The organism is Robertmurraya sp. GLU-23 (assembly GCF_052983275.1).
Window position 1 is genome coordinate 801,699 of record NZ_JBRKCV010000001.1, and the last position, 17,389, is coordinate 819,087.

Sequence of the window (17,389 nt, forward strand, 5' to 3'; positions counted from 1 at the left end):
TAGGTGAAAACATTGTCTTATTTTGCTGTTCTTTCATATATAAGTAGTAAGGAGGTGAGAAATAATATGGTGAAAATATTTTTGGATCCTGGTCATGGGGGATCAGATCCAGGTGCAACTGGTAATGGACTTCAAGAAAAAAATATAACGCTCAGTTTAGCTTCTACCATGCGTAATTTTCTTATTAATGAATACGAAAATGTTGAAGTTCAGATGAGTCGAACGGGGGACCAAACCGTGAGTTTAACTTCCCGAACAAATGCAGCTAACAGCTGGGGAGCTGACTTCTACCTCTCGATTCACGTAAATGCAGGTGGGGGGACTGGATTTGAGAGTTATATTTACCCAAATGTGGGAGCGCCTACAACTACGTACCGACAAGATATACATGAGGAAGTTCTTAAAGTAGTAAACTTCTCTAATAGAGGACAAAAGCAAGCTGATTTTCATGTGCTTAGGGAAACCATTATGGATGCGGTCCTAACAGAGAATGGATTTATTGATAACACTTCTGATGCTGAGAAGTTAAGAAGTGCAGCTTTTATCTCTAGCTTGGCAAGGGGGCATACGAATGGGTTGGCTAGGGCGTTAAATTTAAGAAGAAAAACGACAAATATTCCATCGCCTGGACAAGAAGTTTATCGTGTCCAAATAGGAGCATTCAGAACAAAAGAAAATGCTGATGGGCTAGCCAAAAGAGCCGTTTCGAATGGATTCGAGACCTATGTGTACCAAGAGGATGGGTTATTCAAAGTACAAATAGGAGCTTTTGCAGATAGAAGTAGAGCTGAAGAGTTAGCAAACAGGGCAGAAAGAGAAGGCTTTGATGCTTTTGTTCATCAAGGATAAAACGGTAGCACTTCTAAAAGGGGTGCTTTTCTTTTTATGGACAAGTTTGATGGTCCAGAAACAATGGTTTTCGCATAGAATGTATTTTTTATGAGTATACATAGAAGAAAAAGTTGAATTTGTTGCTGTAAGGGAGGGGAATCGGTGAATAATGAGGTCGTGCAATACTATGTTGTGAACGAGGAATTAAAGCTGTCTCCGAGGAAACTTGCCTCACAGATTGCTCATGCTGCTACTATATCCACCATAAATATGGTCAGCTCTAAGCAAGCTAGGTTTCCTGATTACTTTGAATACTATGTAGAATGGTACCAATCAGGTATGAAAAAAATGATATTAAGAGGTAGTGAAAACGAGCTTGAAACGTTGGTGGAAAGTGGTTTTTATGCGGTTCATGAAAAAGGAGTCCCTGAAGTGCTGGATGGAAAATTATCGGTTGTTGCCTTACCACCAATGCCTAGACTATTAAGTAAAAGATTCGTTAGCCAGTTTAAACGGTATTAATATAAAAGTACGGACTTCTAAAAAAACTGCTCGCTTGATAAAGAGGCCTGCAGTTTTTTCATTTAATTGAGAAAAATTCGAAAAGATATTTCTCAATAAGAAGGATTACAGCAAAGTTTGTGGAATAATATACGGAATATTAAGACAATATGAAATAACTCCATCTCTTTCTGTATATATTTAATAGTAAGAATAGAATAAGGAGGAGAAAAATATGGGAAAGATACTCAATACATGGTCATTTTTCATGGTTTTACTATCTGCTGGCCTCGTATTTGTTCTCTCTACTAATATACTTACTTCTTACTTTATCCAGTGGGTTGGAGTTCATCCGTTAAAAATGATTTATTATTTTACAATGATTGTATTTTTCGTTGGTATCATTGGTTTTTCAGGTGTTACCAATTGGAAAGGAGCGATTAGAAGTGTTATTACCGTAGGCCTAGCTGCATTTATTATCGTTTTTTTGGCCTATATCATTTATGTTGGCAATTTACCTGAGTAAAAAGGAGGGGACAACAATTGCGTGACGTTGAATTAAAGGCGATTTTTGACCATCACATTGCACAAAAATATTTGACTAGATCAGGCATTTCCCATGCGATTGCTGTCGCTTATCATTCCTTTCACTTAGCAAAGAAACATTCAGTACCTGTTGATTTAGCAGCAAAAGCAGGGTTGCTGCATGATATTGGACACTTCACCTGGTATAAAAATGGGAAGTGGGATTATGAAATGTATAAAAAATATGATATCCATCCTATAAAAGGGGCGGAGCGCGCTCATAAATTATTAATTCGCCTTGGTGAAAATCCCGCATCAGCAAAGGTCATTTCTCATGCCATCTTATTTCATACTGATTCGTTTTTACCAACCAATACAATCATTAGAACTCCCTTACAAGAAATCGTAAAAAAGGCGGATGAAATGGATGAGGAAGAAGGGGGATTGCATCATTATCGAACCATTTCAAATGAAAGGGCAAGAAAAAGTTTAGAAAGATTAGATCACATGATTGATATCGAGTTGAATGGGGGATAAAACACTTTTCTACTACAGAAAAGTGTTTTTTTTTGCCTATAAACCGATTATGACATGAACTGTTACAAAATCGCCACAAATCAAAAAACGTTGATATATCAACGTTTGTAAGGTGCGGACTTCCATGTGAATGCCGAAAAATAGCCCTCTAAGGGAATTTTCAGAGGTTGGTAGGGAAATCCCCTGATACGTTGAAATGAGATCAAGACATAAAATGAGGATAACTTAAATGTTGATTTTTCAAGGAGGAGCTAAAAAATGCAAGGAGAACTAACAGCAAATAAAAAAGCAACACATTCAATCGATCGTGCGTTTGCTTCTAAGTTTGCCAAATCTATGTTTATAAGTGTGTGCGGACTAGCAATTTTATCATTTATCGGAACGAGAATGTTTACTCATATCGATTTAAATCTATACGGATACATGGTTGGGACAATTGTTTTTTTAGGAGGATTCTTTTATCGATTTATCGCATGGGGAGAACGTCCACCTACAAAAATCTTTATTAAAAAGGGATTAAAACTTTTGTTTCGAAAGTCCACCCCTAAAACGACTACAGAACACTTAGTCACCTACCGTTTTATTTGGAATCGTGGGATCTATCGTTGGACTCAACATATTTTAATGGGTTGGGGTTGTGTAATCGCAGCGTTCGTTACTTTTCCACTAGTGTTTGGTTGGATGTATTTTACGATGGAAGAGAACGGATATTATACGGTCGTTGGAATGGGAATTGACATCATGACTATAAAAGCAGATGGTGCATTAGGCTACCTTTTCTATAACGCTTTAAACATATCTGCAGTCATGGTAATCACTGGTGTTTGCATGATAATTTACAGACGCTTGAAGAACATGCAAGCACGTGCAGAACAAACGATTGTTTACGACTTTTTGCCATTATATTTACTTCTTTTTGTTAGTATCACTGGGATTGCATTAACCTTTATCAATATGTTCTTACACGGCTGGGGGCACTCGGTCATGTCGTTAATTCATCAATATTCCGTGATTGTTACTTTAATATATTTACCATTTGGAAAATTAGCACATATTCCTTTCCGTCCTGTCAGTATTTTTGCTAGGAACTACCGTGAACATTATGCTGAGCAGTCAATGAAGCATTGCAAAGTTTGTGGTGAGGAATTTGTATCAACAGAACAATCAAATGATGTCGTCCATGTACTAGGCGTGAACCATATGGAATTTAAAAAGGAAGACTTCCATCTTGCGGAATTATGTCTTCCATGTCGGAGAAAGTACCGTATCGCTCAATTCTCTGGCTTCCCTACACATGAAGTGAAAGTTAAGGAGGCAAACCAGAATGCAAAGGGATAAATTTTTTAAAGAAGTAAAGAACTTACATCATCCTAACGAGAAATTAGTAAAAACTCATTGTAGTTATTGTGGAATGCAATGTGGAATGAATTTACGAGTGGATACAAAAACAAACAAAATAATAGGCGTAGAGCCTCGTTATGAATGGCCCGTAACAGTTGGGAAAATGTGTCCGAAAGGTGTGACAGCATACCAGCAAACAAATCATGATGATCGTATTCTAAGACCGTTGATCCGTGATAATCAAGCATTAAAAGGAACCAAAGAAGGTTTCCGTGAGGCGAGTTGGGAAGAAGCCTACACTTTAATCGTAAAGAAATTCCAAGAATTACAGAAGGATTATGGAAAAGATAGTCTTTCAGTTTTTAGCGGAGTTTCAATGACAAATGAGAAATGCTATTTAACTGGAAAGTTTGCTCGTGTCGCACTAGGCACAAGATATATTGATTATAATGGCCGCTTCTGTATGTCGAGTGCAGCTGGAGGATTTATGAGATCACTAGGTGTCGATAGAGGATCAACGATTCCTTGGACAGATATACATGAAACAGATTGCTTGCTTATAGCTGGAAGTAATACAGCTGAATGTCATCCAACCTCTATGTTCCGCATTTGGAATGTACAAGAAAGAGGAGGATACATCATTGTAGTCGACCCACGTGAAACACCAATTGCAAGAAGAGCAGATCTTCATTTGGATCTTCGTCCAGGTACAGACCTTGCCCTTGCAAATGGAATTCTCCATCAATTAATCGAAATGGGCCATATTGATGAACATTTTGTGAACAATCACACAAATGGATTTGAAGAGACAAAGGAATTAGTGAAACAATTTACTCCAGAATATACAAGTGAACTTACAGGTGTTGCTCCAGAGAAGATTATTAGAGCAGCTGAGATATATGGAAAAGCTCCAAATGCTGTAGTTATGTTTGCTCGTGGTATTGAGCAGCAACATAAGGGTGTTGACAATGTTTCCGCGTATACCAATCTAGCTCTCGTAACGGGCAAGATTGGTCGCCCTAAATCAGGAGTAGCCACTTTTACTGGTCAAGGCAATGGGCAAGGAGGACGGGAGCACGGGCAAAAGGCGGACGCGCTACCTGGTTATCGTAAAATTGCCAATCCAGAACATGTTCGGGAAGTAAGTAAAGTATGGGGAATCAAGCCAGAAGAGATGCCACAAGCAGGTGTGTCAGCTTACGAAATGTTTGAGCTAATGACAGGCAAAACGATTAGAGGTCTTTACTTACTATGCTCAAACCCAGCAGTTAGTGCTCCTAATCTTAACTATGTACGAAACGCTTTAAAAAATCTCGATTTTATGGTTGTTGCAGATTTTTATCTTTCTGAATCAGCCGAATTTGCCGATGTTATTCTTCCAACAACCACTTGGTCTGAGGATGAGGGAACGGTCACCAATATCGAAGGTCGTATCATTAAAATTAATAAAGCACAAGAGCCTGTTGGCGAATCTAAACCAGACTGGGAAATTCAAGTTGATCTTGCTGAAAGACTTGGAAGAGGGCAATACTTCAGACATTTAAAAACAGCAAAAGATGTGGGAGACGAATTCCGCTTAGCCTCTAAAGGTGGTTACGCAGACTATTATGGAGCCACGTGGGATAAGATCGAGAAGCAAGATGGAGTATTTTGGCCTTGTAAAGATGAAGCTGATAAAGGAACACCACATATGTTCTTAGACAAAAAGTTTTATCATCCAGATGGAAAAGCCAAAATTTGTGCACTTCCATACCGTCCACCAGCCGAAGAGCCATGTGAAGAATATCCATTACGTTTAACAACCGGGCGTGTGGTGTACCATTACCTATCCGGAAATCAAACGAGACGAATTCAATTTTTACGTGATATGTGTCCAGAGCCTTATGTTGAGGTGCATCCGGATACCGCCTCTAAATATGATATTCAGCATGAAGAGGTGGTTCGACTGTTCACTCGTCGTGGAACAGCTGATTATAAAGTGAAAATAACCGAAGCGATTCGCAAAGATACGGTGTTCGTACCATATCACTTTGGTCACGATCAATCTATTAATCTCCTAACCATTGCAGCACTTGACCCGATGTCAAGAATGCCAGAGTTTAAGGCATGTGCCGCACAAATTGAAAAACTAGAAATAAAGAAGGTGCAATAGATGAAGAAGAGGCTCTATCTAGAATTAGAAAACTGTATCGGCTGCCGTTCTTGTCTGGCTGCGTGTACGCAGTGCGGAGGACATGAAGAGAAAAACAGAAACTATGTATATGATGTGAATCCTCTTGTAAACCGTCAGACGATGCCTCTCATGTGCCTTCACTGTGTAAATCCGGCATGTGCAAGAAGCTGTCCTGCTCAGGCGATCCAAATCCATGAAACAGGAGCGGTATTGTCTGCATTGGTAGAAAAATGTATTGGCTGTCAAAACTGTACGATCGCTTGTCCATATGGAATTCCAAAATTTGATACGGAACAAAATCTTATGTACAAATGCGATTTGTGTATTGACCGGACTAAGGATGGAATACCTCCTATGTGTGCAAGTGTATGTCCATCAAATACGTTACAGTGGCTAACGGATGATGAGATCGAAGCAAAGCAAAAGCAATTCAATTTAGATAATGGTAAATGGGTAACAAGTATGCCATATCTTGAAGGCGAAACAAATGTACGAGTGAATCTCCCTGGTATTTTACAGGGAGTAACCAAGTTATTTTAGGAGGGATTATCATGACACATAAAAATAATAAAATCCCCTTTAATGAAGATAATTATACCCATAATATCAATCGGAACAATGAAAGAAAGCTAGACCGTCGAGGTTTTATGAAGACATTAGTAGGGGCAGCTGGTGTATTTGCCGTCTCATCTCTTCCTTGGGGTGGGGTGGCAGCCAAGGAATTAATGGGGCTAGGTAACAAGGAATATCCACACAAAAAGATCGTTGATATAAAAAGTATTCCTGTTGGCCATTCAGTTGATTTTAAATTTCCAGGAGAACATGATGATGCCATTCTAATTCGTTTAACTGAAACGAAGTATGTTGCTTATCAGAATGCATGTACTCATCTTCGCTGTCCAGTATTTTGGGAAAAGGAAAAAGGGGAGATGCTTTGTCCTTGCCATCATGGGAAATTTGATGTGGAAACAGGGGCACCAACTGCCGGACCTCCTCGAAGACCATTACCTGAAATTGAAGTAATAGTAGAGAAAGACGCAGTATATGCAGTGAAGGTGAAACGTTATGAAGTGTAATTTCAACTTTGCTGCTCTGTTAGTCATTCTTATGTTAAATATCGTGTTTACGCAAAAAATGGTACACCAGTATTATTTTGAAAACTATGTAACAGCAATTATTTATTGTGTATTAAATCTAGTTTTATTCCCTATAGCATTTCTAATATACAAACAAGACCAAAAGAAGGCGTGATTGACAATGAATTCTGAAACTTACTTAGACTTCTGTTTTGTAAGAAAACATGTTGGAGAATTCTCTAATCTCATTGATCAGTTGTTAACGGATTTGTTTAAAGGAATGCGTGTGAATTGGTATCTGGATGAAAAAGTAACTGAAGGTGCAGATATAGTTGTTGCAGAGATCAAAGGTATGACTCGGTTTCAATCAGAAGAAGAAGTTATTGAGCATATTGAGATACACGCACAAGATGACTTTTGGTCTTATCTCCAAGGTTATAAGATGTTTGTTTATCCTAATGGGAAAGGATGTGGAAGCAGCTGTGCAGGGCATTAATCTTGAGGAACTAAAAATCTATGTCAATCAAACGGTTGAGCTTTCAATCCAGGATTATTCGGGTGAAGAACAGGCAGCACCGTTTATAAGAAAATCATTAGTAAAAGTGGAATTATGTCCTGACGAAACACATGTGAGAATCTATTTTGATGACAGAAACTTCTTTGCTATACCTGGTTCATCTCAAGTAAGTGTTAGTGAAAAGGATTGGGTAGCGTTTGATGAAGCTAGTAAACTATATTATGTAATAAGAAAGGTCTGATAAACATGAGTAAAGGAAGAATCACTCATTGGAATCCGGAAGATGAACAATTTTGGAAAAAAGAAGGAAAAAAACATGCTAAGAGAAACTTATTAATCTCTGTTCCATCTTTAATGATGGCATTCGTTGTATGGCAAATTTGGTCGGTTGTGGCAGTACGCTTAAATGATGTTGGATTTAATTTTACCCCTGAACAGCTGTTTACCCTTGCGGCAATGCCAGGACTAGTGGGTGCAACCCTTAGGTTTGTGTACACATTCGCAGTTGGTAAGTTTGGAGGAAGAAACTGGACCGTTTTTTCTACCGCTATCTTAGCTATTCCAGCAGTTGGGATTGGATTTGCTGTCCAAAATCCTGACACACCATATTCCACTATGCTCATCCTTGCTGCTTTATGTGGACTTGGTGGAGGTAACTTCTCCTCTTCTTCAGCTAATATGAGTTTCTTCTTTCCTAAAAAAGAAAAAGGAACAGCACTTGGTATTAACGGTGGTCTAGGAAATATGGGGGTATCAGTTGTTCAATTCGTGACTCCTCTCATTATTGCATCTGGTACATTTGCTTTAGTTGGTGGAAGTCAAACATTGCCAACAGGTGAAAGTGTTTGGATTCAAAATGCAGCTTTCATTTGGGTCATTCCGATTGCAATTTTAACGATTGCTGCTTGGTTTGGGATGGATAATATTCCAACGGCAACTCAATCAGTAAAGGATCAGTTTATTATCGTTAAGCGTAAACATACTTGGATAATGACTGTTTTATATGTTGCTACTTTCGGTTCTTTTATTGGGTATTCAGCAGCATTTCCTTTACTACTAAAATCTCAATTCCCAGAACATGTTGGTTTAGCCTTTTTAGGAGCATTTTTAGCAGCTGCAGCAAGACCTATTGGTGGTTGGATTTCCGATAAAGTAGGTGGTGCTCTTGTCACTGCTTGGGTTCTAGTAGTTATGGCAATTGGGGCATCAGGAGTTATCTACTTTACAAATGACAAAATGTTTACAGGATTCCTTGCATCGTTCTTTGTTCTATTTATCGCGGCAGGTTTAGGTTCTGGTTCTACATTCCAGATGATTCCAGATATTTTCCCTGTAAAAGAAGCCGCTCCTGTACTAGGATTCACTGCTGCATTTGCAGCTTATGGTTCATTCTTTATACCGAAGCTTTTCGGTTGGTCAGTTAATCAGTTTGGAACACCAGTAAATGCCTTTTATTTCTTTATCGCGTTCTATGTAATTTCGGTTGTATTAAACTGGTTCTACTATCAACGCTCTACTGTAAGCACAACACCTTCGAAAAATGTAGCATAAAACAAGGCATATGCCCTATCATTTGTTTTCATACAATGATGGGGTATGTGTCTATCTATATTTATAGGTTACGGGGAGGTTCCTTATGAAAAATTCACCGACTAAAAATCAAATTAGCTCATACATTATCCAATCCCAAGAAGAAGAAATTAAACGTATCGCACTTGAGCTTCATGAAGGTGTTGGGCAAACTCTATATAGTATGTATACGGGTCTCCAATTTATTGAACAGGCGATAAACAGTTCAAATATGAAATCATATGTGAATGAAATGAGTCAATTACTTGAAAAAACGATTCAGGAAATTCGGCTTTTGTCAGTTGAACTTCATCCTCCCACGTTAACAACACTTGGGTTAATACCAGCAATGAAAAGCTATTTACGGATGTATACGTCGACATACGGTATATTAGTCGATCTTGATATTGAGGGACAGGAACCGAATTTAACAGAAACCCAAAAAATAACCCTTTTTCGAGTATGTCAAGAGGCGTTAGGGAATGTAGCAAAGTATGCGGACACTCATTTTGTACAGCTAGATTTCTTATTTGTTGAAAACAAATTAAACATGACAATTAAGGACAATGGTAATGGTTTTATCGTGGAAAATGAAATGCAACGTTCTAGTGGTTTGGCTGCAATGAAAGAACGTATGAATTTAGTTGGGGGCCAATGCGTGATCACTTCTGAAATAGGGGTAGGGACTACAATTGATGTTCTTTTACCGCTATAATAAAAGAATATAAGGATGATGTTCCTTTTTAGAAGTCATAGGGGGGCTTACCTTGATAAAAATTATTTTATGTGATGATCATGCTGTCGTTAGAATGGGATTGAAAATGTTATTAAGTAACCATCCAGAGATGGAAGTAGTGGGGGAGGCGTCAGAAGGGAACGAAGGTATTCAGTTAGCCCAGGAGCTAAAGCCAGATGTAGTTGTAATGGACTTAAGCATGCCACATGGCAAGGATGGGTTATCAGCTACATCAGAGCTTAAAAAGTTGATGCCAAATGTCCAAATTCTTATTTTAACGATGCATGATGATGAAGAGTATTTATTTCGAGCGATTCAAGCGGGTGCATCAGGATGTATTTTGAAAAGCGCACCTCATGATGAATTGTTAGGTGCCATAAAAATGGTTGCAAAAGGTGATGCTTACCTTCACCCATCTGCTACGAAAAGGCTAATGGAAGAGTATATTGACAGTGTGAAACAAGGTAATCAAGATACTTTTAGTCTTCTATCTGATAGAGAAAGAGAAGTCTTAACATTAATTGCAAAAGGCTATGCTAATAAAGAAATTGCTGAAAAGCTGGTCATTTCTGTTAAAACAGTTGAAACACATAAGGGAAATCTTATGGAGAAGCTTCAAATGAAAACTAGACCTGAGCTAGTTGCATTTGCACTTAAAAAAGGCTTGCTCGGCTATGGCATGTAAAGGATGTATTCAATGGTTATGGATAACTTGTACAATCAGACATACATGAAACAGGCTTGTGAACAGCTTCAAGGAACGATTGAATGTGACTTTGTCGGTCTAGCCTTTCAAGAGAGTAAAGGACCTAATATTGGCTGGAAATTTGCTTCCGGTAATAGCAATGATAAATATGAGAGAATCACCCTAAGGTATGGAAAAGGAATTGCAGGTAGAGTGATATCTACTGGTAGACCGATGGAGATTAAGTATTTTCCTCAGAATATCCTAGGGAAAGCATTAGAGTATCCCATCCTGTTAGCAGAAAAACTTCTCTATGCGTACGCTGTACCAATACTCATTAATGGTATACCTAAAGGTGTATTGCTTGTGGGGTTTAGATCGGAAACTTTCATTAGTGATGATGAAAAAAAGTTAGTTGAGAAAGCTGCAGCGGATATAAAAAAATTTCTATCGTTTGAAAAATTGTAAAAGAATCTTAGAGGGAGGCTATAGAGTTGAAGGATCAATCGAGGATCATCAACGTAAATCACCACTCACCTAATCCTCTTAACGAACTATCCGAAGAGTTACAAAAATCTGTTCAAGAATTAAAGGATTTCAAATTTGCCCTAGATGCCTCATCTATTGTAGCTATTACAGATGAAAAAGGTCGAATTACATATGTAAATGATAAGTTCTCTCAGATCTCTAAATACTCAAGAGAAGAATTGATCGGATCGGATCATCGAATTATTAACTCAAGCTTTCATCCAAAGATTTTCTTCAAAGACCTTTGGATGACCATCTCATCTGGCCAAGTATGGAATGGTGAAATAAAAAATCGTGCAAAAGATGGTACATATTATTGGGTAGATACTACAATTGTTCCGTTTTTGGATTCAAATGGAAAACCGTATCAGTATTTGGCGATTCGTCATGAGGTAACAGAAAGAAAAAAAGTAGAAGAAGAGCTACAAAGTATGATGACAAAAATCATTGAGGTACAAGAAGACGAAAGAAAAAGGCTTTCAAGAAATCTACATGATGGAATCGGTCAAAACCTGTATAGTCATTTGATTTCAATAAATATTTTACAATCACAACTAAAGCATCCCTTACTTGATATGCTCCAGAAAGAAGCTACGGAACTAATTGAAGAAGTTAGAAAAATATCCCAAGAATTAAGACCGTCTGTTCTCGATGATCTTGGTCTTTTGCCTGCGATCCGTTCCTATTTAACCCGTTTTTCAGAGAATTATCAGATTGATGTTCAATTTGATTGCTTTTTACAACAGCGGCTTTCATCAAACAAGGAAATTACTATTTATCGTATTCTACAGGAAGCATTAATTAATATTCAAAAATATGCAAATGCTGAGCAAGTTTCCATCATTATTCGAGAGAGCGAACAAGAGGTTCGCGTGATCATAGAAGATAATGGTCAAGGGTTTGATCTGTCAAACGTTAAAAGGGGAGTAGGGTTATTTAGTATGGAGGAACGTGCTCGTGCGGTAAAAGGGGAAGTTCATATTCATTCCTCTCCTGGGAAAGGGACAAAGATTGTTTTAGACATTCCATTATAAAAAGATTGACAAATTTAAGGGAAACAACATAAAATTAGTATATAAATTTTATATCATCTCCTAAAGGGGAGTAGCTTTTACAGCAAAGTCGTCACTTCGGAGGAAACTCTCGGCTTTGTTGGCAACACATATTACTTGTTGTTAGCAAGACCTTTACCATATGGTAAAGGTCTTTATTTATGGTCTTTACCTTCTGGGTAAGGACCATTTTTATTTTATTGATAATAGGATAAGGATAAGGGTAACTAAAAAATATTGAGGGGATTGGGAACATATGATTTTGAGAAAGTATATGTCATTATTAGGAATTGGATCAGCTACTATAGACTTAAAGCTAGATCATACAAAATTTCAACCAGGGGAGTGTGTCACAGGCCATTTTCATATTCAAGGAGGAACGATTGAGCAACAGTTAAGAAGAATTGAATGTGATTTAGTAATGAAAAATGAAGAGGAAGATAAAGAAGTAATTATTGAAAGTTCAACCATCTATACTACACAAATGATTGAATCACAAGAACAAAATCAATTGAATTTTCGATTTACCTTGCCAGAAAAGCTTGAAAAATCGTCATCAACAATCAAGTATCGATTTAAAACTAAGATGATATTTGATGCAGGGGTTAAGAGTGAGGATCAAGATCTAATCCATATTCAGTAAAAGCTTCAGGAAGGGGAATCGAGCATGAAAAAAGCTTGGAAAAGAGTAGCATTTGTCGTTAAATTTTGGAGATTCTTACCCTTCATAAGAGAGTTTTATTTTGCACGAGACGTATCACTAAAACATAAGGTCTGGCCAATAGCGCTTATTATTGGATATCTTTTATTGCCAATTGATGTGATACCAGATATATTTGCTATTTTTGGGTTTACGGATGATTTATTATTTACAACATTCATCCTACAAAGACTAATCAAAACAGCTCCTCCATGGTTAATAGAAAAATATGATATAAATGATAAAAAAATCATCTAAAATGAAATCCCCAGCTACTACTGGGGATTTTGCTCCATTTTTATCGAAACCAACCCTTCTTTTTAAACCAAATATACATACCCCCCCCAATAATAACCATTATGAGAAGTATAAGAAAGTATCCGTATTCCCACCGGAGTTCTGGCATATGTTGAAAATTCATTCCGTAAATGCCTGCTATAAAGGTTAGTGGCATGAAAATGGTTGTAATTACTGTAAGTACCTTCATTACACGATTGGTTTGGTGGGAGTTATACGAAATATAACTATCGCGTATATCAGTAGTTATTTCACGGTTTGCATCAATCATTTCAGATAGTTTCAGCAAGTGGTCATAAATATCTGCAAAATACTCCTTTTTTCCTTGAATGGTTTCTAGTCGGTGCGAGTTTAACATTCGGTAAAGAAGGTCCCTCATAGGAATAATTGTATGGCGCAGGCTCAATAAATGGTGTCTCGTTTCAAACAATTGATCAAGCAACTTTTCCATTGATAAATGGTTTGAATTATCTTCTATGTCATTTAATGTATCTTCGATTTCATATAAAAAGGGGAAATAATTGTCAACAATCTTATCAAGCACGTAGTAGAACACTAAATATGGATTCCAGTCTTTTATCTCACGAGAATGAATTAAACGCTCCCATACTTGATCAATCTCTGGTGATGGTAAATGGTGATAAGTGACAATAAATTGCTTTTCAACAAAAAAATTAATTTCTTCCTTTTCAAGGCTCCCTTCACCTAAGCGATGTGTAACGTAGAAGGTGTGCTGATCATAATAGTCCAGTTTAGGACGTTGAAGTTTATTAATGCAATCTTCTATAGCGAGGGGGTGAAATTGCAAGGGATTCTCTAAAAAAATCGTTTCTTCTTCACTTGGCTGATTGAAATCAATCCAATACCAAATCCAGTCATTTGGATTAAAATGACCGAAACTAATGTCTTTTATGGTAAAATCTTTTGTAATGCCAATCATACGAATCATAGGAATCTCCTGTTAAAATAAGTATCTATAGAGTATCTGAATACATTCAATTTGGCAATTTTTATCCTAATAAGGCGGAGTGGAAAAATGAATAGTTACGTAAATGTTATGGAAGAAATAGTAATCGCCTTAGTCACCATGTGTATGGTTGGACCTGATTATCAAATATTTTGTAAATGTTCCAAATGTCGAAATGATATCATCGCACTTAGTTTAAACAGCCTTCCTAGTCACTATGTAACGACAGAAGAAGGTAGAAAAATGGTTTATGAAACACTTAACACAATAGAAAATCGAAAATGGATTAATAAAAAAATTATCTCAGCCATTCATGTTGTTGGAAAATATCCTAAACATTAAAAGTGGAGCTTGTAGTCAATTAAAAATTTAAATGTTTGTTTTTTAGACACGAAATAAACGAAGTTCTGTAACACCTTTCTGATGTTGTAAATGATACAATTAGAAAAAACATGGAGGGGTTTTGTACATGAGTGAGATGACGCAATTAGTGCGGCTTTTAAATGAAATCAATATAAATGTAAATTCAAAATTAGATTCTATTGAATCAAGACTTGCAACGCTTGAAAAAGTGAATAGCATTGAGCATCGTGTAGCTGTAAATCAAATTGATATAGGGGATATTAAGGAATTATTACAAAAGATTGAAGAACATCCCTTTGAAAAAGTGACCGTAGCAATTGAGGAAACTTTATCGAAATTGCAGGCTAGTTATCAAAAAAACTTTGATAATATATCAAAAAGATTGGATACACAATTATTGATGATCGCAAAAACGGAGGAAGAAATTCTTCTTTTGAAGGAATCATTAACAGATTAAAAGAAGCGCAGCAATAAATGGCGCTTCTTTCTTTCTTATTAGGATGGTCTTAAAATTACTCCTTTGTTTTTAAGCGTAGAAGAAATGAATTTTGCCATTTCAACGGCTTTATTCCCATCACCATGTAAGCAAATAGAGTCTGCTTGTATGGGGATTTCATTACCCGTAATAGTTGTTACCCGCTTTTCAAGAACTAGCTGAAGCACTTGCTGGATAGAAGTATTTTCGTCGCTAATGACGGCACCTTCCATATGTCTTGGAGCAAGTGTCCCGTTTTCCATATAAGCTCGGTCCGCAAACACCTCATTTACGGTTTTAAGACCCAGTTTCCTTCCAGCCTCAATTAACTTACTTCCGCTTAATCCATATAAATATAAAGAAGGATTTACTCGGTAAACAGCTTCTGCAACAGCTTCAGAAAGTGCCTCATCTTCAGCGCATAAATTATATAAAGCTCCATGAGGTTTTACATGTCGTAATAATCCCCCCTCTGATTTGACGAATGCTTCTAATGCACCGATTTGATAGACTACATCATGATAGGCATCCTTAGGAGAGATGGTTATATTTCTCCGACCAAATCCTCTCAAATCAGCTAAACCTGGGTGCGCTCCTATAGATACCCCGTTGGCTAAGGCCATTAGTACAGCATCTCTCATTGTAATCGGGTCACCTGCATGAAAACCGCATGCGATGTTAGCCGAAGTAATATATTTCATCATTTCTTGGTCATTTCCAAGTTTATAAACACCAAAGCTTTCGCCCAAATCACAATTCAGATCAACCTCCATATTGAATCACTCCTTTTAATCTTTCTTTAATGATTGCCTTTTGCACCCGCATTAGTTGATTCATCCTACCATATAATTTTTGAGAATCTTGTAAGGTGATTTCTTCAAAATTTACCATTTCTCCTGGTTTTTTTTGTGCTAGATAGGGGAGGTCTACGGATGCGATTTGTGCTATTTTCGGGTACCCTCCAGTTGTTTGTCTATCTGAAAGAAGGATGATAGGCTGCCCATTTGGAGGAACTTGTATAGAGCCATGTGCCACTCCTTCAGTAATAAGCTCCTGTTTTGTTTGTAAATGAAGGGGAGGTCCATTTAGTCGGATTCCCATTCGGTTTGAATCTTTATTGATTTGATAGTCTGACGAGATAAATGCTTGATGGCTACCGCTAGTAAAGAGATCGAATTGCTTTCCTTTTGTAAATCGTACTTTTCTATTTTCCATCACATGGTTATGTAATTCAGGGGAGAGTTTCCATTGTATCCGATGTAAAAGATAACTGGATGAAATCAATAGTTGATCTTTTGCTTTTAATGGTCTCCCATGGTGGCCTCCAATTTGTGATCTGGTATCTGTACTTCTACTCCCGAATGGGGAAGGAGTATGGATACCTCCTCTTATAGCAAGATATGCCCGACTACCATTACGAATGGCGGAAAATGAGAGAATATCTCCATTTGAAACCTGAAGAGTTCTTCCATTGTCTATTTTAGTGCCATTTAATGAAGGGGATAGATCTGCTCCACATATCGAAATGACTGCTGAACATTTGAACAATAGAGTAGGGCCAATAAGGGTCATTTCAATCGTTGCTTCGTTATCTTCATTTCCCACAAGCCAATTAGCAAGGCGATGAGAGGAAAGATCTAGCGCACCTGAAGTGCCAATCCCCAAAGCTTGATAGTGGGTACGACCTAGATCTTGAATGGTTGTGAAGAGACCAGGCTTAAGGACAGTTATACTCATGAGATTCCTCCAGTTGATCATACTGTTTAGCTGTTATCGGGTAAAAACGGATCGTATCGCCTGGTGAAAAAAGCGTGGGCTCCTTTTTTTCGGAATAATAAATCCGAATGGGTGTTTGACCGATAATTTGCCAGCCACCAGGACTATCTGTCGGGTAAATTCCTGTTTGTTCACCAGCAATACCAACAGATCCAGCTTTCACAAGGGTTCTAGGATTTTCTTTTCTAGGGGTAGCAATTGATTTAGGTAGTCCACTTAAAAAAGGAAACCCTGGTGAAAAGCCGAGAAAGCTAACGCGATAGATTTGCTTTGTATGAAAATGAATAACTTCTTCCTCGGCTAGATGGTTTACTTGCGCAACCTCTGTTAAATCCAAAGAAAAAGGGGGTTCATAGCAAACTGGGATAAGAAAACAATTTCCATGTCTATTGTCCGTTTTAAAACCTTTTCGTAGTAATTCTTGGATGATAATTTTGATGTGCTGATAAGGATAGTCCGAATTTATATAAGAAGGCTCATAATGAAGCGTTAAGGTTGTATAAGCGGGAACTAAAGCGATCATTCCTGGTACTGGCCGTTTTGAGAGTAAATGATACGCAGAGTGAACGTATTCATTGGCCTTCTCACTTAACCCTGTTGCTTGGAATTCAACCATTAGTGCAGCATCACCTAAAGGAGTAATTGAAAAATCCATTGAATCACCTATTCTTTTTGTCATTACTTTTATTGTAGTAGAAAAATAGGGAGAAAAAAACAAAAAAGTGTTTAGCTTGTTAGGC

General features: G+C 37.5%; 23 protein-coding genes. 19 read left to right on the forward strand and 4 right to left on the reverse strand.

Annotated features, from left to right (window positions below; translation table 11 throughout):
• The first annotated feature begins 66 nt into the window (after positions 1-66).
• From ACVBAX_RS04115 to ACVBAX_RS04195, 17 genes are all read left to right on the forward strand, one after another.
• On the forward strand, positions 67-849 hold the full coding sequence (locus tag ACVBAX_RS04115) for an N-acetylmuramoyl-L-alanine amidase (protein ID WP_447115978.1): 783 nt from the start codon (positions 67-69) through the stop codon (positions 847-849).
• Positions 850-993: 144 nt separating this feature from the next.
• Entirely contained in the window at positions 994-1,353 is a 360-nt protein-coding gene (locus ACVBAX_RS04120) for an aminoacyl-tRNA hydrolase (RefSeq protein WP_430773355.1), read from the forward strand.
• A gap of 214 nt (positions 1,354-1,567) precedes the next feature.
• Positions 1,568-1,858: a hypothetical protein gene (locus tag ACVBAX_RS04125; protein WP_430773356.1), complete on the forward strand. Its 291-nt coding sequence runs from the start codon at positions 1,568-1,570 to the stop codon at positions 1,856-1,858.
• Between the two features lie 17 nt (positions 1,859-1,875).
• Positions 1,876-2,394: an HD domain-containing protein gene (locus ACVBAX_RS04130; protein WP_430773357.1), complete on the forward strand. Its 519-nt coding sequence runs from the start codon at positions 1,876-1,878 to the stop codon at positions 2,392-2,394.
• Between the two features lie 258 nt (positions 2,395-2,652).
• Positions 2,653-3,732 (forward strand): hypothetical protein, encoded by a 1,080-nt coding sequence (locus tag ACVBAX_RS04135; protein ID WP_447115979.1) that lies wholly within the window; start codon positions 2,653-2,655, stop codon positions 3,730-3,732.
• Positions 3,719-5,887, forward strand: coding sequence for a molybdopterin oxidoreductase family protein (locus ACVBAX_RS04140; RefSeq protein WP_447115980.1), 2,169 nt, complete (start codon positions 3,719-3,721; stop codon positions 5,885-5,887). Before ACVBAX_RS04135 ends, ACVBAX_RS04140 begins: the two co-directional genes overlap by 14 nt.
• Positions 5,888-6,448 carry a 4Fe-4S dicluster domain-containing protein gene (locus tag ACVBAX_RS04145; RefSeq protein ID WP_066048124.1) on the forward strand — a complete coding sequence of 187 codons (561 nt, stop codon included), beginning with the start codon at positions 5,888-5,890 and terminating at the stop codon, positions 6,446-6,448. It abuts the gene before it with no gap.
• Between the two features lie 11 nt (positions 6,449-6,459).
• Entirely contained in the window at positions 6,460-6,984 is a 525-nt protein-coding gene (locus ACVBAX_RS04150) for a QcrA and Rieske domain-containing protein (RefSeq protein ID WP_251519380.1), read from the forward strand.
• Positions 6,985-7,165: 181 nt separating this feature from the next.
• Positions 7,166-7,480, forward strand: a complete 315-nt coding sequence (locus ACVBAX_RS04155; RefSeq protein WP_447115981.1) for a hypothetical protein — start codon at positions 7,166-7,168, stop codon at positions 7,478-7,480.
• Positions 7,455-7,742: a hypothetical protein gene (locus ACVBAX_RS04160; protein ID WP_447115982.1), complete on the forward strand. Its 288-nt coding sequence runs from the start codon at positions 7,455-7,457 to the stop codon at positions 7,740-7,742. Before ACVBAX_RS04155 ends, ACVBAX_RS04160 begins: the two co-directional genes overlap by 26 nt.
• Before the next feature lie 5 nt (positions 7,743-7,747).
• Complete coding sequence (locus tag ACVBAX_RS04165; RefSeq protein WP_447115983.1) at positions 7,748-9,052, forward strand: NarK family nitrate/nitrite MFS transporter; 1,305 nt, start codon at positions 7,748-7,750, stop codon at positions 9,050-9,052.
• Positions 9,053-9,137: 85 nt separating this feature from the next.
• Positions 9,138-9,785, forward strand: a complete 648-nt coding sequence (locus tag ACVBAX_RS04170) for a sensor histidine kinase (RefSeq protein ID WP_447115984.1) — start codon at positions 9,138-9,140, stop codon at positions 9,783-9,785.
• A 52-nt stretch (positions 9,786-9,837) separates the two neighbouring features.
• The gene (locus tag ACVBAX_RS04175) at positions 9,838-10,491 is read left to right on the forward strand and encodes a response regulator (RefSeq protein WP_119708697.1); all 654 of its coding nucleotides are present in this window, start codon (positions 9,838-9,840) and stop codon (positions 10,489-10,491) included.
• Positions 10,492-10,503: 12 nt separating this feature from the next.
• Positions 10,504-10,959 (forward strand): GAF domain-containing protein, encoded by a 456-nt coding sequence (locus tag ACVBAX_RS04180; RefSeq protein WP_447115985.1) that lies wholly within the window; start codon positions 10,504-10,506, stop codon positions 10,957-10,959.
• Between the two features lie 26 nt (positions 10,960-10,985).
• Positions 10,986-12,053 (forward strand): PAS domain-containing sensor histidine kinase, encoded by a 1,068-nt coding sequence (locus tag ACVBAX_RS04185; RefSeq protein WP_447115986.1) that lies wholly within the window; start codon positions 10,986-10,988, stop codon positions 12,051-12,053.
• 274 nt (positions 12,054-12,327) lie between these two features.
• Positions 12,328-12,714, forward strand: a complete 387-nt coding sequence (locus ACVBAX_RS04190) for a sporulation protein (protein WP_430773370.1) — start codon at positions 12,328-12,330, stop codon at positions 12,712-12,714.
• A gap of 24 nt (positions 12,715-12,738) precedes the next feature.
• Complete coding sequence (locus ACVBAX_RS04195; RefSeq protein ID WP_447115987.1) at positions 12,739-13,029, forward strand: YkvA family protein; 291 nt, start codon at positions 12,739-12,741, stop codon at positions 13,027-13,029.
• Between the two features lie 40 nt (positions 13,030-13,069).
• Here the strand turns inward: ACVBAX_RS04195 and corA are convergent, their stop codons facing one another.
• Positions 13,070-14,017, reverse strand: a complete 948-nt coding sequence (gene corA, locus ACVBAX_RS04200; protein ID WP_447115988.1) for a magnesium/cobalt transporter CorA — start codon at positions 14,015-14,017, stop codon at positions 13,070-13,072.
• An 87-nt stretch (positions 14,018-14,104) separates the two neighbouring features.
• On the opposite strand from corA, the gene ACVBAX_RS04205 reads away from it, so the two are divergent.
• Complete coding sequence (locus ACVBAX_RS04205; RefSeq protein WP_430773373.1) at positions 14,105-14,377, forward strand: late competence development ComFB family protein; 273 nt, start codon at positions 14,105-14,107, stop codon at positions 14,375-14,377.
• Positions 14,378-14,504: 127 nt separating this feature from the next.
• A complete protein-coding gene (locus tag ACVBAX_RS04210; RefSeq protein ID WP_430773374.1) occupies positions 14,505-14,855 on the forward strand; it encodes a hypothetical protein in 351 nt (116 codons plus the stop codon).
• A gap of 38 nt (positions 14,856-14,893) precedes the next feature.
• Here ACVBAX_RS04210 and ACVBAX_RS04215 read toward each other — a convergent pair whose 3' ends face one another.
• From ACVBAX_RS04215 to pxpB, 3 genes are read right to left on the reverse strand one after another with little or no spacing between them, the layout of a single operon-like run.
• On the reverse strand, positions 14,894-15,646 hold the full coding sequence (locus ACVBAX_RS04215; RefSeq protein ID WP_447115989.1) for a LamB/YcsF family protein: 753 nt from the start codon (positions 15,644-15,646) through the stop codon (positions 14,894-14,896).
• Positions 15,636-16,610 (reverse strand): 5-oxoprolinase subunit C family protein, encoded by a 975-nt coding sequence (locus ACVBAX_RS04220; RefSeq protein ID WP_447115990.1) that lies wholly within the window; start codon positions 16,608-16,610, stop codon positions 15,636-15,638. The genes ACVBAX_RS04215 and ACVBAX_RS04220 overlap by 11 nt, the downstream gene beginning before the upstream one ends.
• Positions 16,591-17,304, reverse strand: coding sequence for a 5-oxoprolinase subunit PxpB (pxpB, locus tag ACVBAX_RS04225; RefSeq protein ID WP_447115991.1), 714 nt, complete (start codon positions 17,302-17,304; stop codon positions 16,591-16,593). Before pxpB ends, ACVBAX_RS04220 begins: the two co-directional genes overlap by 20 nt.
• Between the last annotated feature and the right edge of the window lie 85 nt (positions 17,305-17,389).